Genomic DNA, 22,730 nt, shown 5'->3' with positions numbered 1-22,730 from the left:
TAAATTTAACTAAGGAGGATGAAGAAATTTGGGAGATGCTTCAAGAAAATTTAATTATAAAGACAAATTAGCTTATTTATATGGGGACTTAGCAAATACTATAATACTAGGCTTAGTAAATAGTTTTTTGATGATTTATTTCACTAATGTTTTAGGTATAACTGGATATATAGTAGGTATATTATTTTTCACTACTAGAATTATAGATGCTTTTGTTGATGTTTTAATTGGAAGGTTATGTGATAATTCCAAAGTTAGTAAAGAAGGAAGATTTAGACCTTGGATTCGGAAGATGAAATATCCTTTTTGTATCAGTACAATTATTTTATTTCTACCATTTATTAATGATTTTTCTATGAATTTAAAGATTATTTACGCTTTTATATCATACTTATTATTCGGGATTTTATTGTCTGCCATAAACATACCTTATGGATCAATGGCATCAACTATAACTAGTGATGTTAAAAACAGAGCTTCACTATCTACTTTTCGTAGTATTGGTGCTGCTATTGGTGGAAGTTCAACCGGTTTACTAATTCCTTTATTCGTATATATAAATTTACCTAATGGACATCAAATTGTTTCTGGAAATAGATTTTTTATTGTATCTATAATTTGTGCTATTATTGCATTCTTTTTTTATAAATTGACTTACAAAAATACCGTAGAAAGAATTCAATTCACTAAAAAAGAAATTGAACCTATTAATAAAATTTTTATTAGTTTATTTAAAAATAAAGCTTTAATTGCTTTGGTTATAGTTGATATATTCATTGTAATCAATCAAATATTGACAAGTACAAATATAACTTATTTGTTTCATGATTTTTATCACAATAAAACAGCAATGTCTATAGCTTTATTTTTAAATTATGGAACAGTTATATTATTAGCACCTTTTTCAACTTTATTAGCTACTAAATATGGGAAAAAGGAAGTTAGTATTATTGCTCTTTTATTTTCCAGTGTATTGTATTTAACTTTATATTTCTTAAATATTCAAAACGTATGGTTATATTTATTTTTAATGTTTCTTGCAACTTTAGGGGCATCATTATTTAATTTGATGATATGGGCATTTATTTCAGATGTAATTGATTATCATCAATATACTACTTATTTAAGAGAAGATGGTACTATATATGCGGTAAATTCGTTTGCTAGAAAAATTGGGCAATCTTTGGCTGGCGGATTGGGGGGAATCCTATTAAGTATAATCGGGTACAATTCTTCTAAGAATAGTACAACAACACAAACTGATGAGGTTATGCAAAGAATATATGATATGTCTAATTTATCTCCTTCTATATTATTGTTTATATCATTTATAATTTTAGCTTTGTTTTATCCACTTAATAAGAGTACCGTCACTAAAATATCAAATGTATTAAATGTACGTAATAACAAAAATCAATAGAACATTATTTAAGAGAATTTCACTTAATATGATTGATTATATAAAATAAGGAGATATATAACTTGAAAAATTTATTAAAACAAAAAAATAGTAAGAATTTTAAATTTGTATTTGCTGCCGTGGCATTAAATCATGACCATATTTATGGTATGTGCGAAGGACTGATAGAAGCTGGTGCTACATTAAAGTGGGTTTTTGATTCAAATCCCAAAAGAATTAAAGAATTTACTTACAAATTTCCTGAAGTAAAAATTGCAAATTCACTTCATGAAATTTTAAATGATAAAGAGGTTCAACTAGTTGCCGCAGCAGATATACCAGCTAAAAGAAGTGATTTAGGAAATAAAGTAATGAAGGCTGGTAAAGATTATTTTACAGACAAAACACCATTTACTTCTCTACCACAGTTAGAAGAAACAAGAAAAATTGTTCAAGAAACAAAACAAAAATATATGGTTTATTTTAGTGAACGGTTACATGTAGAAAGTGCAGTATTTGCTGAAGAACTTATTAAAAATGAAGAAATTGGTGAAGTAGTTCAAATCACTGGTTTCGGACCACACCGTTTAAATAAAACTACACGTCCTAACTGGTTTTTTGAAAAAAAACAATATGGTGGCATATTATGCGATATTGGTAGTCATCAAATAGAACAATTTCTACACTTCAGTAATAATAAAGATGCCAAAGTGTTACATAGTAAGGTTGGCAATTATAATAACCCTGATTATCCAGAATTTGAAGACTACGGTGATGCTACTTTAGTTGGTGAGAATGGAGTAACATTTTATTTCAAGGTCGATTGGTTAACTCCAGATGGTTTAAGTAATTGGGGTGATGGACGATTGTTTATAACAGGAACTAAAGGAACTATAGAAATTCGTAAATTTATTGATTTGACTCGATCGAGTTCTGGAGAACATTTATTTTTAGTTAATGAACATGGGGAAAAATATTTTCATCTTCAAAATAAAATTGGCTTTCCTTTTTTTGAAAAAATGATATTAGATTGTTTAAATAGAACAGAAAATTCAATGACACAAAAACATATTTTTAAAGCCGCTGAATTATGTCTAATTGCCCAAGAAAAAGCTATAAAACTAACAAAATTAAATTGATCTCAATTGACTATATTATATAGAAAGGAGTACTATGTATTGCTTATAACAAAGTTACAAAGGTACGCCTTATTTTTGCTCAGTATTTTTATAATGGGGATGGGGATATCTTTAGTTACCTTATCTCATTTAGGAACCACACCAATTACAAGCCCCCCTTTTATATTGAGTTTATCTCAACCAATAAGCTTTGGCGTATTAACTATGTGTACAAATATCATTTTTGTACTATTTGAAATCATAATCTTAGGGAAACAATTTCCCAAAGAACAATATTTACAATTAATAGTTGGCCCTATTTTAGGGATCTCAATTGATTTATGGTCTTTAGTTATTATATATATACCTAAACCATTTTACATTATAAAACTATTAATGGTACTAGTTGGTTGTACTATTATTGCTTACAGTACTATCTTACAATTAAAAGCTAAAGTAGTTAATAATCCTGCTGAAGGTGTTGTTAAAGCTTTATCAAAAAAAACAGCAAAAAGTTTTGGAACTATTAAGTTATATTTTGATATAACTTTGGTTGTTATTGCTATTCTAATATCTTTACTGACTATAGGTACTATTGAAGGTGTACGTGAAGGAACTATTATTTCCGCATTAATTGTTGGCTTAATAATTAAAAAATTACAATTTATAGAACAGAAATACTCTTCACGTTTAATAAACAAATAATTTTTTTCTATAAATGCTATCTTTTTCCTTACTAAAGTCATTTTTAGCAGTATTTGTTTTTGCATTCCTAACCGCTATGGCGTTATAATACAATTAACAAAGATATCTGCATTTTATGCACCAATCCCCTCACTACCGCAAATAGTGAGGGGATTTTTTCCGTATGATTAGTCGCCTATTCGTCACGCTTGCTTAGCCAATACGTAAATAGCGTAACGAGACAAACACTTGTTTAGTTACTTCAATATATTGCGTTTTAAATTTAAAAGGTATCTATCTCATGAAATTGGGATAAATAAAGCTGTTTATAAGGACCATCATGTTGCATCAGTACCTCATGACTACCTTCTTCTAATATTTGCCCATCTTTTACAAAGACAATGCGATCTACATCCTTAATTGTTGATAAACGGTGTGCAATGATGAGTGATGTACGATTTTCAGACAATTTTTTAAAGGCAGCTTGAATTTTGTTTTCAGTCTCAATATCAAGTGCGCTAGTGGCTTCATCTAATATAATGATTGAAGGGTCCTTTAAGAACATACGTGCAATCGCGATACGTTGTTTCTGTCCACCGGATAATTTCGTACCTCTTTCTCCTACCATCGTACTTAATCCTTCAGGTAAACTCATTACAAATTCTTCTAGCTGTGCCTGTCTAATTGCTTTAAACAACAATTCTTCACTTGTATCTAAATTACCGTATATAATATTTTCTCGTAATGTGCCGGAAAATAAAAAGACGTCTTGTTGTACAACACCAATTTCTGAACGAAGTGAACGCAGTTGTATATTTTTTATATTTTCACCATCAATCATGATAGCCCCACTATCCACCTCATAAAATCTTGGCAATAGTGCACTAATAGTGGTCTTACCGCTACCACTAGGTCCAACGAGTGCAATTTTCTCACCATGTTGTACCTTTAAATTTAGTCCATTTAGAATCTTATCTTCTCCATAACCAAAGGTCACATCTTGATATTCAATCTCTCGAAGCGCCTTGGGCATTTGTACCGCATTTGGTTCATCCTTAATTTCAGGGTCAACTAATAATATTTCTCTAAAATTCTTAAATCCAGCAATAGCCTTGGGAAAGAGTTCAATAATCATATTGATTTGTTCGAGTGGCTTAAATAGTACATTTGTAATCATAATAAATGCAACAATACCACCATAAGATAAGTCTCCATGTAACACAAAGTAACTACCGACAATTAATACAACAATCAAGGTGATTTTTTGTGCAATATGACTAATCGTAATGTTCCAAGACATATAGTTATATGCCTTTAACTTAGTCGCTCTAAAGTTATCGTTAATATTACGGAATTTATCATTCTCATAACGTTCATTAGTAAATGCTTGAACCAAACGAATACCACCTACATTATCGGCTATCAACTCATTAAATCGAGATACATTAGCGAATAATTTTTTAAAAGCGCGTGACATTTTTTGGCTAAAGAAAATAGCTAACACAAAGACAATCGGCACCACACAGAATGTTATCAATGCTAATTTCACATCAATAGTTAGCATGATGACAAAGGCACCTATAAGTGTCATTATTGATAAAAAGACATCCTCGGGTCCATGATGTGCCGCCTCACCAATATCCATCAAATCATTAGTTAACCTACCAATTAACTTGCCTGACTTTTGATTATCAAAGTATTTGAAATTCAATTTTTGAATATGCCCATATAAATCATTACGCATATCTCGTTCAATATTGGTTCCTAATTTATGACCCCAATATGTGACGATAAATTTGAGTACTGCTTCAACTGCAAAAACAAATAATAATAACAATCCGAACAAAACAATTAAATTCCAATGATTTGTTGGTAATAATTTATCTATATAAACACTTGTTATTAATGGAAAAATTAATTCTAATAATCCTACAAAAATTGCAGAACTAAAATCTAAGAAAAACAATCCTTTATAAGGTTTGTAATATTTAAAGAATTCTCTCACGCTAATTCACCTATTTTCTCTATCTATCTTAATCAATCCCTTACATTATGTATTAAATAATTTTTATTTTCAATAAAATAATAAAATATTTAATTGAAGTTGATAATTTCAGTCTAAAGAAAATAGTTAAGTTGTTCAATTTATATAATATTAATTATACAATTGACTTCTATTTCGTAATTTTTTTGCTATTTGTTCAGGCAAATTCACTATGGTTATATCTTGTCCTAAAAATAAAATCCAGTTTATCAATTCATCTAATGTCTTATCATCTTGAAGATTGACTGACATTTTTAAGACGCCTGTTGTTTGAAAGGGATCCATATAAGCAATTGACACCTTAATTGGATGATATTTTTGATATTGTGCAATACCTTCAGGACCTAATATGATTTCAACATTCGTTTCTGGTTGCGCGCGTGCAATCATTTTTAATATTTTTGGTTTCGTCCATTTTTCTGAAGGTTGAAAGGCTTCTACATGTGTGGCTTTATCAAGTGCAAATACCATTAACACTTTATTGTTTAAGTCAAACCCCTCTACCATCCATAAATGCTTTTCTCTATATAAATGTAGAACAAATACTGGATAACTTTGTTCTGCGCCATTACTAATTACCGTAATTTTTATAAATTGACTATATAAATATATTTGTATCAGCTGCTCTAATAATGGATGTGCAATATCCGATAACTCCAATAAGTCAGGATTCTGTACATTGGTTCTCTCAAAAATAAGAAAATCATTTAATGAAACAAGCACTTCTTGTTGATGCTCAGGTATCAAACCTAATAATTTTTCCGCTATTGATTGTCTACTTTCCAAAAATGGCAATTGTTGGTTGCGCGATGCCATAAAAGCAATAAATAATGCTTTTACCTCATCATCTGTAAATTGAATAGGTGGCAACATTGAATTATTCATTACGATGAACCCACCGCTTCGCCCTACTTCTGATATGAGTGGCATACCCATACTTTCTATTTCCTTTATATCTCGAAAGGCAGTCGACCTTGAAATGTCGAATTCCTTCATTATTTCAGTAATTGTGAAAAATGATCTATTATTCATATAACGCATCATTGTATTTATACGTTCAACTTTTTTCATGTTACCTCCTAAACATAGTCATTTTTTGACATGATTAAATGTTAATATAAATTTAGCAAAAGATAAATGGGTATGACTTATATTAAAGGAGGAACTTATGATGACAAACTATTCATTAGAAACAAAAGAAAATTTTACAGTGTTAGGTATTGGAACAGAATTAAAAAGTGATTATACAGATTATGCTGGTATTAATAATGAAAAGACTACCTTTTGGAATGATATGGTTAACAAAGGTATTATAGATAAATTAAAATCTATAGCTACAAATGATTATCTTTTTATCGTTAATGAGGCAGTAAATAGTAAAATGATGCATTATGTTGGCGTAATGACTAATGAGACACTTCCTGAAGCAACGCGTCAAATTGAATTTCCGTCAAGTGAGTATCTAGTCGTTGAAGGAGAAGCTCAAAGTGAAAAGGAACTCAGTGATTTACTAACTGGGCGCGCTTTTGGTGAAGTGTTACCTTCAAATTCTGATATTTCCTATGTAGGCGGACCAAACACTGCTGTTATCAAAGGAAATAATGAGGATCTAGTATACGGAGAAATGTGGATTCCTATTGTGAAAAAGAATTAAATCGTCGAAAAAGTGTGATGAATGCCTATGTCATAGACACATTTGAACGATGTTAATAACCGTTGAAACATCATAATTAGAACCAGTAATAAAACCCACGACTAAGACATTGTTAAGTATGTACTATAACCATTGGACTACAATCCAATATTGATTGGTACATGTGCTTTAACAGACTTTATCGTGGGTTTTTAATGTTTCAAAATTTAACTTTTTGCAACTATACTGTACAAATACTGTGGATTAAACACCAGAATACGAATTAAATCCTCCATCAACAGGTACGACGATTCCTGTCACAAAGCTACTCGCGTTATAATCCATCAACCAATATAATGTACCTAGAATTTCTTCTGGTTCACCAAATCGATTCATTGGTGTTTGAGATAATATTTTGTTTGCTCTATCAGAATAGGAACCATCGCCATTCCTTAATAGCCCTTTGTTTTGATTGGTTTCAAAGAATCCAGGAGCGATCGCATTAACTCGAACCTTACCTGAGAAATAAGTGCTTAACCATTCAGTGAAATTACTCACTGCCGCCTTAGCTCCACTATATGCTGGAATCTTTGTTAGTGGTGTAAAAGCATTCATCGATGAAATATTAATAATCGAACCTTGCTTTGAGGTTACAATATCTTGCGAAAACACTTGTGATGGCAGAAACGTTCCAACATAGTTCAATTTAAATACTGCATCAACACCGGGTTCTGTTAAATCAAAAAATGTGTTAGTTCCTTGAGCATCATAAAATTCATCACTGGTAGTTGCGTTCGGATGATTGCCACCTGCACCATTAATCAGAATATCAATCGTACCAAATGTTTCATTAAATCTTTGTTTTGCTCGTTCTAATTCTACTTTATCTAATACATCGGCTACTAAATCCACTGTTTGTACTTTAGCTTCACCTAATTCATTCTGCAATGCAGTAATTTTTTCTTCTGAGCGACCTAATAAACCGACATTCGCACCTTTGGCAACCAATCCTTTTACAAAGGTACTGCCAATCACACCAGTGGCACCTGTAATAATGACATTTACACCTTTAAATTGAGCATCCATTAATCACTCACCCCTTCGATTAAACCATTAATATATGTTGCACCAAGCGCTCTATCAAACAGACCATAACCTGCTTTACCAGTTTCACCCCATATCATACGACCATGATCAGGGCGGATTGTTCCCTTATAGTTAATAGCCAACAACGCTTGTGTTACAGCTTTCATATCTACAGAACCTGTTTCAGACAAATGACCCGTTTCGACAAATGACTGCGCATCTAATCTTTTCACATTACGCATATGCACAAAATGGATATGTTTGCCAAATTCTTTAATCAGCTCGGGTAAATTATTTTCAGCTAAGGAACCTAACGAACCTGTACAGAAACAAATGCCGTTATTTGAAGCTGAATTAATCTTAGTTAATCTTAAGTAACTTTCTCTATTTTTAATAATTCGAGGTATACCAAAAATAGACCAAGGTGGATCGTCTGGATGAATAGCTAGATTTACATCATGCTCTATAGCCGTTGGAAGCACAGCATCTAAGAAATATTGCAGATTATCCCACAATTGATCCTCTGACATTTCACGATATTTCAAAATGAGTTTATTCATTTCGTCACGTGTATAACTTTCATCCCAACCAGGTAAGTTTAAATCGGTCGTTAACGGATCAATATCCTTAATTTGCTTGTGATCATATATTAGCGTATTAGAACCATCCTCAAGTTGATAGTCTAATTGTGATCTAGTCCAATCAAATACAGGCATAAAGTTATAGGTAACTGTCTTAATGCCACACTCAGCTAAATTTTTCAGTGATGTTTTATAATTTTCAATCAATGCATCACGTTTCTCAGTTCCTAACTTGATATCTTCACTAACTGGTAAACTTTCAACCACTTCAAAGTTAAGTCCTGCTTCGGTAATTGTGTTTTTAAGTTGTTGAATACGTTCTTTCTCCCAAATTTCACCAACTGGTACATCATATATAGCAGAAACAATATGTTTCATATTAGGAATTTGTCTAATATTATCTAACGTTACAGGGTCATCCTGTCCATACCAACGAAATGAAAGTTTCATCATTATACCTCCTTAATTCCTTCTATTTTGAATAATTTAACTGCATTGTTATAACAAATATCCTTTAACATTTGTTCAATCGTTGTATTAGAAAATGCAATTTCACCACGTTCTATCTTTTCTCCAATAAAGTTACAAAGAATTCTTCTAAAGTATTCATGTCTTGTATATGAAATCATACTTCTAGAGTCTGTTAACATACCGACAAATTTAGATAATAAGCCAACAGTTGCGTAGTCTACTAGGTGACGTTCCATACCTTCTTTTGTATCATTAAACCACCATGCTGCTCCAAGTTGTACTTTATGCGCACTGTTACTAAAGTTACCTGCAGTCGCTTGTACCATTAAATGATCATTACCGTTATTCGGATAAATAATCGTATCAGATAATGCATCATTTAATTCTAAGTGATTCAACATTGCATTTAATGTCTTTGCATTGAGCTGGTTACCCACACTATCAAATCCACTGTCTGTGCCTGCAATGTTTAGCATTTTTGTATTATTATTTCTGATTGGACCTAAGTGGAATTGTACGACCCATCCGAGAGAATGATAAACTTTACTAATTTCAGTTAAAATATATCCTGCTAATTCGTACTGTTCTGTTTCAGAAACAGCATGACCTGCTGCTAACTGGTTATAAATGGCTTGTGCTTCCTCAGTTGTTGCTGTCATTAATGGCACCTTTTCAAAGCTTTGATCCGAACTTTTAGCTCCTTGGCGATCAAAATAATATACACGTGCTTTCAAGGCATTAATATATGAATTTAAATCAGTGATTGTCCCATCAGTAACTGCATCTAGTTTTTCTACTTTCTCTTCGAACGACTGCTCATTTAACAGCACATAACTATCTGGTCTAAATGTAGGACATACTTTAAATGTTACATTGTCATCTTGACTTAATAATTTATGATATTTTAAATCATCACATGGATCATCTGTTGTACATACCACAGAAACTTGGCTTGCTTTAATTAATGATTGAGGGGTGTGTGTTGATTTAGCTAATTTTTTATTTAAAGTCTTATATAATTTTTTAATATTCACCTTATCTAAATCAGTGTCCTCATTAAAGTATCGGTTGAGTTCTAATGCACACCAGTGATACATCGGATTCATAGCAGCATACGGTAACATCTCCATAAATGCTTGGAATTTTTCAAAATCATCTGCATCACCTGTGATATAGGCTTCATCAATACCAAATGCACGCATTAAGCGCCATTTATAGTGATCTCCAGATAACCATAATTGTGTAATTGTTTCATATTTATTATTTTCATATATTTCTTTAGGATCTAAATGGCAATGAAAGTCATAAATTGGTAAATCTTTTACTTTCTGATAAAGTTTAATCGCTGTCTTGTTGTTCAATAAAAAATTGTCATGAATTAATGTCATACTTTAACCTCTTTTCTGTATCGTACATTACAAACTATTTGTAATAAGTCACCTTTACAACAAGGATTACAGTTACAAAACCATCTGTATCCGCTTACAAATATTGTTAAAAATTTTTCATAGTTCTAACTAACGTTTCAACGAACCTGCATATTGTGCTAAATTGAGCACCTCATCCACTTGGCATGACAATGCATCTTCCTTTGTCGTGTGCTGTAATACGGCGCATTTTGTAGCAAAATCCAGTGTATCTTCTATCGGATATTGCTCAATTAATCCGTGTATGATACCTGACATAAATGCATCACCTGCACCAATACGATTTAATACTTGGTAAGGATATATCTCGCCTGTTATAAACGTATCCCCTTGCAATATAACCCCTTGTAAAGTACTGGCCGCAATATCTCTATTACTAGAAGCGAGCATTGGAATATGATAGTGATCCTGAATTGTTCGCGCGCATGTTTCCATGCTATCAATTTCTGAATTTAAATTTAATAAATGTGTAGCATCCATCTTGCCAAAGAGCAACACATCAACTAATGGGAGTATCGATTCAACAGTTGCCTTTGCCACTTCCTTATCCCAAAGATTACTTCGATAATTAATATCAAATACAATGTGTGCACCACGTGCTTTGATCTGCGTTAACAATGAAATAATATTATTACGTAACATTGAATTCACTGCTAAAGTAATACCTGTTATCACAAAATAATCTCCAGCTTGCATTTGTTCTATATCAAACAATGTTGCTTCAAATTCTGCAAATGTTGAATGTTGCCTATCGTAAATAACCTTGCTACTACGAAAACCAAAACTTTCTTCTAAGTAATAAGTACCTAAGCGCCCTTCACGATATTTAATATTGCGCGTGCCGATTTTTGTCTGTGCCATTTTCTGTAATGGAATTTTTGCTAATTCATGCTCAGGCAACACTGTAATCATTTCGGTATTATGATCAAAGCTTGACAATGATATGAGTGTATTTAATTCAGCACCTCCAACTTGCACATCAAATGTATGTGCATTTTTCAGTAAACTATAATCGGGTGGCGTATACCGTAACATGACCTCTCCTAAACCATAGATAGTCATTCATTACACCTCACTTTTTAAATCAACAATATATTGTTCCAGTGCTGCTCTACCTTGCTCTTGATATACTTTCGTTATTTCACTACCAATGCCTACAGCAAAGCTACCAGCATTTAACCACGCTTTATGATTGGCTTTACCGATACCTCCAGTTGGTACAATTTCTATTTGTGGTAACGGTCCTTTAAAATCATTAATTGACTTTGGTGAAAATTGCGTTGCCGGGAATAGTTTCAATAATTTACAGCCATACTTTAAAGACTCTACCATTTCCTTCACTGTCATACAGCCTGGAATATAAGGGACATCGTAAAGGTTTGCTACTTTTGCAGTTTCCACATCAAATGAAGGACTGACTATAAATTTGGCACCATTTAATATGGCATTTCGAGCCGACACACTATCAAGGACTGTTCCAGCACCTATCAATGCATCATCTCTTTCAGATAACTTACTAATAATATTTAATGCTTGAGGCGTTGTTAATGTGACCTCTATAATCGTTAATCCATTATCGATAATTGTCTGTGCGATTTCTATAAATGTATTGGGTTCATTCGTTCGCATAACAGCGATGTGCTTACCTTTATTTATTGCCTTTAAAATTTCGACGGAATTCATAATTACAGCCCCTTATCAGAGAAATTTATCCTTTACTTAAAAATAACAACGTTGTTATTTTTGTTCAAAAAAATATTGTAACGCTTACCTCTATGTTATAATTAATTCTATCTTAAATCAAATACTTTCAAGGAGACGTTCTATGGCTGTAACTTTAAAAGATGTCGCCGAAGCCTGTGGCGTCAGTTATTCTACAGTAAGTAAAGCATTGAAAAATTCACATTTGGTAAAGCCAAAAACAAAGCAAATGATACAACAAAAAGCACTTGAAATGAATTACATAGCCAACCAATCTGCCAGATCGTTAGTCTCAAAAAAGAGTGGCACAATTGGTTTAATATGGCCTTCCGTTGACAGAATAGCTGTAACGCACCTCATTTCTGAAATTAATCACGCTATCAAATCTTATGGTTATGCAATGTTTGTATCTATAGATGATGTCTCTACTGCGTCCAAAAAGTTTGTTGAATTTGGATGCGATGGTATCGTTATCTTTGATGAAGGTGAACATACTAATCTACCACCTGAGATTTATCATAATATTTCAGTCGTCGCTTATGGTGCAGATAGAAATACACCTTACCCAATTATTAATGTCAATCACGCAGAAGCAATGGTTATGGCTATTCAAGCATTACAAGAAAAGGGCATTGAATCCATTGATTATATCGGTGATACGGACACCAATGATGTGCGTCAAATCACCAAAAAGCGTGCCATTGAAACATATTGCACTGCGCACAATATTGACTATCGCCTTATCAATTCCAAAGGATTAAATTCCATTGAAGCAGAAACTTCTATCAAGAAATTTCTACAGACAAACAGCTTAGCGCCAGGCGTAATTTGTGGTAGTTATGATATAACAGTGGGCACCATTAATGCTCTAGATGAAACACAACAACCTATTATTTACTCATATGATAACATTCCACAAATAAAAAAATTAGATTATCCAGTAAACGCAATTGGTGTACCAACATCACAAATCGCAGAACAAATCGTTGCAATACTAAACAAAATTATTAACGGCGAAGACACAGAAGCATCCTATGACTTACATCCAGAACTTCAAAATAATATGTAACATTCATATACAAATAATAAAACGCCTAAAGTACATTGGACAGATGTAACTTTAGGCGTTTTACTTGAGAGAGATAGTTATCTAGAGGGTCAGAATAGTTTCATTATTTCAACGAATCGCTAAATACTAATGTCTTAACAACAACACATTGAAACAAAGGTACGATACAACAATCGAACGTAACGGCTCAAAATACTTCGACTCACGTAATCTCATTCACTTAGCACCATACTAATGATTACGCTTACATTTTATAAATCATACCTTCGAAAATGCGATGCTTAACATAGCATAATTAAGTTATGAGTTCTGACTAATTAACATAAGTCATCGTAATACTTAGGTGTATCAACTTTTGAATAGTTTGAAACTGACTTATTGATGAATCATCGTGAATAAATTATCATTACTCACAACCCTCTACACCCTTATTATATAACCTGTTGAACCATGATTAAAATACATAGTTGGAATACAAACCATTCCCTAAAGGAATACTTAAGGCAAAATGGCACGCTTTTTCTCATTCTATACGTGTCATATTCGTTTGTTATCTTGCGCTATCTCTACCTACTTGTACAAAGCAATCCATTCATCATTACATTTTCCAGTAAAACAGTAGTGACTCATCTAGTGTGTGTATACCTTGTTAAGCACATTATTACCTCTTATGGTTTATTGAATATTTGAAATAAACTTAATCCATTCATTTGTAACATAGTTCATATAACTGTCTTTTTTCCATACAATACCTAAATTCCATGCAACGTCAGCCTCATCCAACTCAATTCCAACCACTTCATTACTTAGGACATTAACTATACTTTCTGGTAAAATACTTACTCCTATGCCATCACGTATCATATTTTCAATAAAGGTAATTTGAGACATTTTGGCTACCGTTTTGGGATGAAAGCCAACCTTTCGACAGCTTTCTATTATTTGATCTTTCAAATAATAATCATCGTGGAACATAATAAAGCTTTCTCGTTTTAAATCACCCAAATGCACGACAGTTTCTGTAGCAAAAGGGGATTGTTTATCAACAACGAGCAACAGTTTCTCTTTATATAAAGGTACAGCATGATAAATATCATTATCTACAGGTAAGGTTGTAATACCAACATCAATATCATCATTATTTAAATAGAATTCAACTGCCTTTCCCCCACCTTCAATGACCTCATAAGTCACATTTGGAAATTGTTGATGGAATCTGTTTAAACTCTCTGTAAATAATCTGACATTCATAATAGCGGATATACCAATTCGAATATGACCGCGTTCAAGATTGGTAACATCCCCCATTTGTAAAGATAAATCGTCTATGACCGCCAAGGCCTCTATGCATTTTTCGTAAAAAATGGCTCCCACATCTGTTAAGACAATATGCTTTTTCGTTCGATCAAATAATTGAATATTAAATTCGCTTTCCAAGCTCTTAATATTTTTACTAATCGTAGACTGCGCAATAAATAAATGTTCTGATGCTTGCGTCATTCCACCATGTTTCACTACCTCAACAAAGTATTTCATCTGCTTAATTTCCATATCGCACTTCCTTAATCTCATTCCAATTTACTTTCACTCTATATTCTAAAATTGAGATGAATTGAAGTATACTCACATCTTCAATCCATCTATACTAAAGAACGATTCACAATAATTTAATGCTTCAAATACTTAATCGCAATTTCAGCTGTCTTTGCTATAACTTCATCGTTAGGTTTCGCATTTTTATCACTTTGCTTGGTATAAATCGCTAATATAATTGGTTTTGATTGCCCCTTTGGATAAATAAATGCTAAGTCATTACGCGTTGCATAAGTAATACCTTGTCCGCTCTTATCACCAACGATATCATCTTTAGCAGCACCTGCTTTGATTAAGCTATCTCCTGTTTCATTTTTAATCATTAGCTCTTTTAAGAACTGTAAATTGCCCTTATGCATATTAGAATGCGTTAAAATGTAATTAAGTGTCGTAGCTGCAGCACGCGGTGTTGTCGTATCAGCAATTTTCTTAGGATCATAATTATTCAAATCCGGCTCTAACCTTTGCGGTTCTGATACACAATCACCTAGCTGACGTAATTCTGATTTAAATGCATTCACACCACCTATTGCTTGAATTACTTTATTATTTGCAGTGTTATCACTTTTCAACATCGACGCTTCAATGAGTTGTCTAAGCGTCATCGTCTTACCAATATATTTTTCTGTAACCGGTGAGTATGTAACAATATCTGATTTATTAATTGTTACCTTTTGATTCAAATCTTGTGGTGAAAGTTGATTCAATAATATGCCACTTGCAATAGCCTTGTAAGTCGAAGCAAAAGCAAAACGTTCATTCGCACGATGCTCAATTTGTTTACCATCTTGCGTATTTATCCCATAAACACCTATAGTCGTATCATAAGTTGCTTCTAAATCTTTTATTGATTTACTTTCGCTGGCATCCACACTTTGTGCCTTTATAACTAACGTTATCAATCCAACTAACACCATAATAGTAATTCGTTTCATAACTATCCCCTTTTTTATACAATTTATATACAAAATCGTTCTATTATATTTATTATAATTCTCTAAAAATTATAAGACAATGATTTAAGATATACATTATATGAAAAAGAACCCCTATTATAATAATTACAATAGAGGTTCGCTACTCCTATCAAATCAATATAGCCTAATATTTAATTCAATTTATTGTCCAATTGTAATTTCCATTAACTTATCATTTTGGTCAAAGAATGCTGTATATGAGCCATCATTTGTTCCATATTTAACAAATGTACCGTCGCCATTACCTAATTTTCCTTCATCTACAATTTCATTTGAGCTGTGTGCATCTTTGAATGTTGCTTTAGATACAGCATCTGGTTTCGTAAAGAATGTAATTTGAACTACTTCATCATCGCTATTAAATTCAACCGATGTATCATAAAGTTTTTTAGTATGATCAAATTCAGCCTTTGCATCTGTATCTACTTTATAACCATTAATAGTTACGTTGTCATATTTTAAAGCTCTAACAAAGTTATAATCTTGTGTGAAATCTGCATCATATGATGTATAACCTTCATATTTATACCATGGGAGTTCTGCTTTAGCTGACACACCACTTGTTCCATAACCCCATGTTGCTTCTTTACTTGCCTTCGCTTGAATCTCAGGTCCATTAGCCGTTAGATATACTGTAGACGTCCCTAATACCAATGCAGATACGATTGCTGTGGAAGATAACATTTTATTTATTTTCCGCATAATAAACACTCCTCGTATTAAAATTACGCTATTGGCAAGATATAAAACTACTTTATTCGCATTATAGATACGTCATTATGTTGAGCTATATCCTACATGCGAAAGTGACATGTAACACATAGCACCAAGTCTTAAGATAGCGAATCAACACGAGTGGCAAGTTACCGAACTTATAACAATGCGGGAGAGCCAATACTTGAAATCAAAGCGGCATAGTATAGAAATGATTCACCTAACTTTAAACTCACTCCTTCTTTAAGTCCCTAATTCAAAGTGTAATTATTCACCTTTTATCTTACTCTGATTTTAACTAAATTCAAGTAATAAACTTTAACTTTATTTTTATAAAAATTTCTTTCAATGTTTAAATTTTGAAAACGTTTTCTTGAAACGTTTATATATTAGGATTAAAATATCTTTTATGGTTGTATATAGTATTGATTCTTTAAAAAATTAATTGTATTCATCAACCTTCAAACAAAGGGGGCATTGTTATGACATCGCATGATTATCAATTATTAATCATTACGGTAGTAAGTATTCTATTATTAATCTTTTTAATAACTTCCAAATTACGCTTTCATCCACTATTAGCTTTACTCTTAACTGCTATTTTTGTTGGATTTACTTCTGGATTAGACATCGATAAAATCGTTAAATCTATTGAAACAGGGGCCGGTTCAACATTAGGTGAAACTGGAGTTACCATTGCGCTCGGAGCAATGTTAGGCAAGATACTTTCTGATTCAGGTGCAAGCGATCGTATTGCAACTGCTATTTTAAAAAATGCGACACCTCAACGTTTACCATGGCTCATGGCACTTGCCGCATTTATCATCGGCATTCCAATGTTCTTTGAAGTAGGACTCATCATGCTCTTACCACTCATATTTACCATTGCTAGAAAACTTGAAGACAGTAATACTATAAAGGGCTCTGCATACATAGCAATTGGTGTACCTGTAATTGCCGCACTATGTACGATGCACGGTATGGTACCACCTCACCCTGGTCCACTGATTTCTGTGAACCAATTTGGTGCTAATATTGGTTTAACTATGATTTATGGCATGATTTGTGCCATCCCTACCATCATCATTGCCGGTCCTTTATACGGTAAATTTATTACACCTCGTTTATCAGTAAAACCGAGTGACGATTTGTTACAACAATATACCAATGACTCAAATCTTACAACAAGTCAACCCATCTCAACAGCACTTGCCTTTTCAACTATACTCGTTCCTGTTGTAATGATGCTCTTACATGCTATTGCCGGTGTTTGTTTTAAAGAACAATCACTTCAATATAAAGTATTCGAATTTTTAGGCAGTCCAATTATAGCAATGTTCATCGGTGTACTTTATGCATTGCTTACCCTAGGTTATCTTAGAGGACAAGACACTCAACAGTTAAGAGACGCATTAGGCAGCAGCTTAAAACCAATTGCAGGTATCATGTTGATTATTGCAGGTGGGGGTGCATTCGGACAAGTACTTGAAGACTCTGGTGTAGGTACTTCAATTGTACATTTAGCTGATCAATTTTCACTCTCTGCATTATTGATGGGCTGGATTGTTGCAGCGCTGCTTTCTATTTCAACTGGTTCTGCAACAGTGGGTATTGTTGGAGCTACAAATTTATTATTTCCATTAATTCAAGCCGACTCCTCTATCAATGTCGAGTTGCTGACGATTGCCATTGGATCAGGCTCTTTATTCTTTAATTACGTTAACCATGGTGGATTTTGGTTAGTTAAAGAATCATTCGGGATGTCCATGGGAGAAACCTTTAAGACTATTACAATCGTACAATCCATAGTCGGATTATGTGGATTAGTCATGGTGTTACTACTAAATGCAGTTATCAATTTATTCTAAATTTTAATATTTAAAAGGTGTCATATGTACAATTCGATACTGTACATACGACACCTTTATTTTATGATTGCAATTTAGCCATTTCAGCAGCAAATGTTTCAAAGTTAATCTCACTCTTTGAAAATGATTCAACTAACTGATACATTTGTTCATTTTTCGTATATTCCGTTTTATATAATAGCGTGTCTGCGTGTTCTTCCTCTAATAATGGTTCAGGAATATGCGTTCGTTGATTAAATGCTGCAAAATAACGCATTCCTAATAAACGTTGTGATGCTGCATCAATGTGAATGCCATCTGGGTTAGCCTGCAATCCAGAACCTGTAACGTAATAGCAATGCTCTACATCATTTGCCACATCTCTTAAGCATTGATTGATTTGACTATATTCATTAGCACTTAAACCAAATCCTGATTTTCCGAGATAATCTCCGAGCTCACCTATAATAAATGGTAACTGCGGCAATGCTAATTCAGAGCGGTATACCTCAATCAATTGTTGTAACTTAGAAGCGTATGTTCGATATTTCCCACCAGAACTATCACTTTCACCTTGATGCCATAAGATACCGATTAATTCACTCGTTTCTAACGCAAAGCGAGTTTCCATTAATGCATGACGTGTTAACACGCCATCCTTTGACCACTCATCAACCTCTGTACCTCCATCAGCACAAGGAATTAAACCAAGCGTTTCACCAGGATGTGCATCAACCCACATTTTAGCAAATGAAGCTGCTGGACCAATACCCGCAACAGATCTGTCACCATGAATAGGTTCAGCCATCATTTGCCAACGACCATTTTTCAATACTTTGATGCGCTCATCAATAATCGGAGATACGCTATCTATAAAGCCACGTCCAGCCATATTAGATTGACCAATTAATAATATTGATTTCATTTTTCTTAACCACCTTATACGCATTTAACTTCTATTCACCATTTACTAGTCATATGATATTGGATTATTGTCACATTTTAGTGGCTCTACCTGCAACTATTAATTGCTATTTGTTGTTTGACCTTGCTTAATTGCACTTGTTTCAGGGTCAAAATATTGGATAGACTGCTTACGTAATTGATCCTTTTTAGCATCAGATTGACTGAAGTCATTATTATATAGCACTGATTCCCAACTACCATACATTGGATTAGGGAAAATAATATACTTCTTACCAAAATCCTTTTGGTGTTTATTTACTAATTGTTCACGTGAAGCTTGTGTCGGTTGTTGCGGATCATCAAAGTCCAATAAATTATCACCAAATAACATAACTAATTTATGATTTTTTCTAACTTTATCGCGACGCTCTGCTTTGTTTTTGTCATTCTTACCTTTTAACATAATATGTTGATCTGTTGCTTGTGGTAATCCTTGCGCAATTAAATTTTCTTTAGTTGCTTTAAAATCTTTGTCCTTATCGCGATCAGAAATATAATAAATATCTACACCTTTTTTATCAGCATATTGCAAGAAATCTTTAGCACCATAAACTGGTTTAGCTTTAGCTGCTTGAATCCATTCATGCCAACCTTCTGGATATGATTTATTATGTAATGCAGAATAACCTTGATAAGGCGAATTATCCAATACTGTTTCATCAATATCTAATGCAATCGCTAATTTCTTATGTCCATTATTCTTTTTATGTTTTTTCAATTCTTGATCTAAATTCGTCTTTGCAGTGTTATACCCTTGTAAATATAAAGCCTTAGCTTCAGCAGAATTTTGATACCATGAAACTGCCATGATATTCTCAGCACCTAGATTAACCTGTTGCTCAGTTGATGCTTGTTGCTTTACTTCCGATTGTTTCGTTGCTGTAGTAGTGTTTGCATCTGCAGTCACCGTTGTCGATAAAGTCATAGTACTTGCTAAAGAAAAAACTGTTAAATACTTTGCGATTTTATTCAATTACGCCACCCCTAATTATTATGTATATTTCTTATCACTATCTTACTATGCTATAAATTAATTTTAAACATTAATTTGGTTACACAATAAAGTTTTTATATATAAAAAAAAGAGGCCCCATCGCTGTTATGACATTTTTAATATTGCATTCGCAAACTAAAGCACACCAATGGTCAACCTCTTATTATAGATTACTATTATGCATTTAACTTTTTACGATAAAAATAATTTGCAACCACAATATCTACTATAGCAACGCCTACAGATTTAAATACCGTAATTTCGTCATCTGAAACTCTGCCTTCCAAGCGTTCTGCCACGATATGTCCCAATTCGCCATGCAAATCATTAGCAGTAAATTTACCTTCTGATATAGGTGTAAGCAAATCGCCTGTTTCTTCTAAAGCAGCAGATTCAGCTTCTACAACTACCTTATCCGCGTTCGCGATTAATTGAGATGGCAACTCTTGCATGTCTGGTTTAAATGAGCCTACCGCATTAACATGTACCCCAGGCGCTAACATTTGGTCAAACACTGGTGTCTGAGCATTGGTTGCAGTAACAATCACATCAGCACCAGCAATAGCATGCTCTATTCGCTCATATACTTCAACCTCTATTTTTTTATGTTGTTGCTGTACCATCTCAGCAAATTTCACAGCTTTGTCATACGTACGATTAAAGCACTGAATTCGCTTAATATCTCTCACTGCAAGTACCGCTTCAATGAGTCCTTGAGCTTGGTCACCTGTACCAATAACACATAAAGTCGATGCATCATTACGCGCAAGATACTGAGTGGCTACACCAGAAATTGCACCCGTACGAATTTTAGTTAAATAAGAACCTTCTAGAACAGCCAACGTTTCACCAGTTTCATAGTCTGATAAAATAACCGAACCAACAATTGTATTCTTACCTTGTTTTGAATTATTAGGTGCAACCGTCACCGTTTTCAAGCCAACTATTTTTAATTCATCTGATAATGCCGGCATTACTAAATAGCGATTATCCTCATTAAATGGTAATACGTAACGCAACGGCGTATCCGTCTTGCCTTCAGAATAAGCACGCAATGATTGTGCAACCGCATCAACGACTTCTTCCATATTTAACAATTTCTCTTGTTCCTCTGCATTAATATAAAGCATAAAACACCCCTACTGTTCATGATTATCACTAAAGACAAATGAGCGTTTACCCAAGATACTTGTAATAAATATTAGCAGGCAAATCACTCCCACAATACATGCTATAACTACAATATTTACTTGCCACTTCCAAAATAAAATCGTATAAATTATACCTACAATACACATCATAAATATTATGTAAAAAGTAAAGGCCAACCACAAATCCGCCTTCACCGTTATAAACACCGGTTGCCTTGTATGTCGATAATTATCAATAGCCTGTACCGTAGTAATTAACTTTCTAATTACTACGTACCCTAAAACGATTAAATATAGTGTCATTAACACTAAATGATATGACGATTTATCTATAAAGTTTGATAATAAGACCAGAATAACTGGTACTAATATAGTAAGCATTTCTGAAAATTGCGCATCATACCGTTTCATGTTTATTACACCTTATCTGAATACTATTTCTTCAAACATAACATAAAGCATGACAACTCTAAATCACACATATTTATAATAATTATTGTGCAGTATAACCACCATCAATTAATATAGATTGACCTGTCACACTTTTTCCACCATCACTGCATAAGAACAACGCATAATTCGCAACATCAGCAATATCAACCAAACGCTTTTGTGGAATCAATGGGTATAATACATCCTCAAGTACCGCTTCCACACTCACACCTCTATGCTTAGCTAAATCAGCCATCTGATTTCTAACTAATGGTGTATCTATATAACCAGGACAAATCGCATTCACAGTAATACCATCTGTAGCCGTTTCCAATGCTGTTACTTTCGTCAAACCAATAATGCCATGTTTCGCACTATTATAAGCTGCCTTTCCAGAAAATCCTATCACACCATTAATTGAAGCCATATTTAAGATTCTGCCACTTTGTTGCGCCTTCATAATTGGTAAAGCATATTTCGTACCAATAAAGCTTCCCGTCAACATAATATCAATCATTTGTCTAAATTTATCTGTTGGAAATGACTCTATCGCTTCAACATGCTGAAGTCCCGCATTATTAAACAATACATCCAAACGACCATATCGCTCTACGGTCTGGTCTATCATTTGTTGAACAGCCATTTCATCTGTGACATCTACTTGAATTGCCATACAATCATACCCCGATGCAATTAACTGCTCTACCTCACTAGTTAATTTCTCTTTATTCATGTCAGCCAATACGACCTTTGCTCCATGTTCAAGAAATACCTTTGCAATGCCAAGACCAATACCACTTGCCGCACCCGTAATTATCGTCACTTTATCTTTGACCATTGTTC

21 protein-coding genes and 1 pseudogene are annotated in these 22,730 nt (G+C 33.3%); 6 read left to right on the top strand and 16 right to left on the bottom strand.

What is annotated here, in order from left to right:
* Positions 1–28: 28 nt before the first annotated feature.
* The 3 genes from SH09_RS02315 to SH09_RS02305 all read left to right on the top strand — a co-directional run bounded on the left by SH09_RS02315 (position 29) and on the right by SH09_RS02305 (position 3,222).
* Positions 29–1,420, top strand: a complete 1,392-nt coding sequence (locus tag SH09_RS02315; RefSeq protein WP_042738006.1) for an MFS transporter — start codon at positions 29–31, stop codon at positions 1,418–1,420.
* A gap of 62 nt (positions 1,421–1,482) precedes the next feature.
* Positions 1,483–2,538 carry a Gfo/Idh/MocA family protein gene (locus tag SH09_RS02310; protein ID WP_042738005.1) on the top strand — a complete coding sequence of 352 codons (1,056 nt, stop codon included), beginning with the start codon at positions 1,483–1,485 and terminating at the stop codon, positions 2,536–2,538.
* A gap of 39 nt (positions 2,539–2,577) precedes the next feature.
* A complete protein-coding gene (locus SH09_RS02305) occupies positions 2,578–3,222 on the top strand; it encodes a YczE/YyaS/YitT family protein (RefSeq protein WP_052495403.1) in 645 nt (214 codons plus the stop codon).
* A 175-nt stretch (positions 3,223–3,397) separates the two neighbouring features.
* Here SH09_RS02305 and SH09_RS17410 read toward each other — a convergent pair.
* The 3 genes and pseudogenes from SH09_RS17410 to SH09_RS02295 form a co-directional block, all read right to left on the bottom strand.
* A pseudogene (locus SH09_RS17410) lies at positions 3,398–3,445 on the bottom strand (type I toxin-antitoxin system Fst family toxin); the annotation flags it as partial.
* Positions 3,446–3,484: 39 nt separating this feature from the next.
* Positions 3,485–5,206: an ABC transporter ATP-binding protein gene (locus tag SH09_RS02300; protein ID WP_082039166.1), complete on the bottom strand. Its 1,722-nt coding sequence runs from the start codon at positions 5,204–5,206 to the stop codon at positions 3,485–3,487.
* Positions 5,207–5,356: 150 nt separating this feature from the next.
* On the bottom strand, positions 5,357–6,316 hold the full coding sequence (locus tag SH09_RS02295; RefSeq protein WP_042738004.1) for a helix-turn-helix transcriptional regulator: 960 nt from the start codon (positions 6,314–6,316) through the stop codon (positions 5,357–5,359).
* A gap of 100 nt (positions 6,317–6,416) precedes the next feature.
* Here SH09_RS02295 and SH09_RS02290 point away from each other — a divergent pair, with 100 nt between their 5' ends.
* On the top strand, positions 6,417–6,899 hold the full coding sequence (locus SH09_RS02290) for a GyrI-like domain-containing protein (protein ID WP_042738003.1): 483 nt from the start codon (positions 6,417–6,419) through the stop codon (positions 6,897–6,899).
* Between the two features lie 243 nt (positions 6,900–7,142).
* On the opposite strand, the gene SH09_RS02285 is transcribed toward SH09_RS02290, so the two are convergent.
* From SH09_RS02285 to eda, 5 genes are all read right to left on the bottom strand, one after another.
* Positions 7,143–7,964: an SDR family oxidoreductase gene (locus SH09_RS02285; protein WP_042738002.1), complete on the bottom strand. Its 822-nt coding sequence runs from the start codon at positions 7,962–7,964 to the stop codon at positions 7,143–7,145.
* Positions 7,964–8,995 (bottom strand): mannonate dehydratase, encoded by a 1,032-nt coding sequence (locus tag SH09_RS02280; RefSeq protein ID WP_042738001.1) that lies wholly within the window; start codon positions 8,993–8,995, stop codon positions 7,964–7,966. Before SH09_RS02280 ends, SH09_RS02285 begins: the two co-directional genes overlap by 1 nt.
* 2 nt (positions 8,996–8,997) lie before the next feature.
* A complete protein-coding gene (gene uxaC / locus SH09_RS02275) occupies positions 8,998–10,404 on the bottom strand; it encodes a glucuronate isomerase (protein ID WP_042738000.1) in 1,407 nt (468 codons plus the stop codon).
* Positions 10,405–10,533: 129 nt separating this feature from the next.
* Positions 10,534–11,505 carry a sugar kinase gene (locus tag SH09_RS02270; protein ID WP_042737999.1) on the bottom strand — a complete coding sequence of 324 codons (972 nt, stop codon included), beginning with the start codon at positions 11,503–11,505 and terminating at the stop codon, positions 10,534–10,536.
* A 3-nt stretch (positions 11,506–11,508) separates the two neighbouring features.
* Positions 11,509–12,126 (bottom strand): bifunctional 4-hydroxy-2-oxoglutarate aldolase/2-dehydro-3-deoxy-phosphogluconate aldolase, encoded by a 618-nt coding sequence (gene eda / locus SH09_RS02265; RefSeq protein WP_042737998.1) that lies wholly within the window; start codon positions 12,124–12,126, stop codon positions 11,509–11,511.
* A gap of 142 nt (positions 12,127–12,268) precedes the next feature.
* Here eda and SH09_RS02260 point away from each other — a divergent pair, with 142 nt between their 5' ends.
* Positions 12,269–13,213 carry a LacI family DNA-binding transcriptional regulator gene (locus SH09_RS02260; RefSeq protein ID WP_042737997.1) on the top strand — a complete coding sequence of 315 codons (945 nt, stop codon included), beginning with the start codon at positions 12,269–12,271 and terminating at the stop codon, positions 13,211–13,213.
* 675 nt (positions 13,214–13,888) lie between these two features.
* Here SH09_RS02260 and cidR read toward each other — a convergent pair.
* The 3 genes from cidR to isaB all read right to left on the bottom strand — a co-directional run bounded on the left by cidR (position 13,889) and on the right by isaB (position 16,485).
* Positions 13,889–14,764 carry a cidABC operon transcriptional activator CidR gene (gene cidR / locus SH09_RS02255; RefSeq protein ID WP_042737996.1) on the bottom strand — a complete coding sequence of 292 codons (876 nt, stop codon included), beginning with the start codon at positions 14,762–14,764 and terminating at the stop codon, positions 13,889–13,891.
* 116 nt (positions 14,765–14,880) lie between these two features.
* On the bottom strand, positions 14,881–15,741 hold the full coding sequence (gene bla, locus SH09_RS02250) for a class A beta-lactamase (RefSeq protein WP_042737995.1): 861 nt from the start codon (positions 15,739–15,741) through the stop codon (positions 14,881–14,883).
* A 183-nt stretch (positions 15,742–15,924) separates the two neighbouring features.
* Positions 15,925–16,485, bottom strand: coding sequence for an immunodominant staphylococcal antigen IsaB family protein (gene isaB / locus SH09_RS02245; protein WP_042737994.1), 561 nt, complete (start codon positions 16,483–16,485; stop codon positions 15,925–15,927).
* 494 nt (positions 16,486–16,979) lie between these two features.
* Here isaB and SH09_RS02240 point away from each other — a divergent pair, with 494 nt between their 5' ends.
* Positions 16,980–18,365 carry a GntT/GntP/DsdX family permease gene (locus SH09_RS02240; protein ID WP_042737993.1) on the top strand — a complete coding sequence of 462 codons (1,386 nt, stop codon included), beginning with the start codon at positions 16,980–16,982 and terminating at the stop codon, positions 18,363–18,365.
* A 61-nt stretch (positions 18,366–18,426) separates the two neighbouring features.
* Here the strand turns inward: SH09_RS02240 and SH09_RS02235 are convergent, their stop codons facing one another.
* The 5 genes from SH09_RS02235 to SH09_RS02215 form a co-directional block, all read right to left on the bottom strand.
* A complete protein-coding gene (locus tag SH09_RS02235) occupies positions 18,427–19,269 on the bottom strand; it encodes a sialate O-acetylesterase (protein WP_042737992.1) in 843 nt (280 codons plus the stop codon).
* A gap of 99 nt (positions 19,270–19,368) precedes the next feature.
* Entirely contained in the window at positions 19,369–20,283 is a 915-nt protein-coding gene (locus tag SH09_RS02230) for a 5'-nucleotidase, lipoprotein e(P4) family (RefSeq protein ID WP_042737991.1), read from the bottom strand.
* A 197-nt stretch (positions 20,284–20,480) separates the two neighbouring features.
* A complete protein-coding gene (locus SH09_RS02225; protein ID WP_042737990.1) occupies positions 20,481–21,434 on the bottom strand; it encodes an ornithine cyclodeaminase family protein in 954 nt (317 codons plus the stop codon).
* A 9-nt stretch (positions 21,435–21,443) separates the two neighbouring features.
* Positions 21,444–21,866, bottom strand: coding sequence for a hypothetical protein (locus SH09_RS02220; protein WP_042737989.1), 423 nt, complete (start codon positions 21,864–21,866; stop codon positions 21,444–21,446).
* A gap of 82 nt (positions 21,867–21,948) precedes the next feature.
* Complete coding sequence (locus SH09_RS02215; RefSeq protein ID WP_042737988.1) at positions 21,949–22,725, bottom strand: 3-hydroxybutyrate dehydrogenase; 777 nt, start codon at positions 22,723–22,725, stop codon at positions 21,949–21,951.
* Positions 22,726–22,730 lie beyond the last annotated feature (5 nt).

The sequence above is a fragment of the Staphylococcus gallinarum genome, assembly GCF_000875895.1.
GTDB lineage: Bacteria > Bacillota > Bacilli > Staphylococcales > Staphylococcaceae > Staphylococcus > Staphylococcus gallinarum.
Note: the sequence above shows the minus strand (reverse complement) of the source record. Positions and strands in the feature narration are given on the sequence as shown.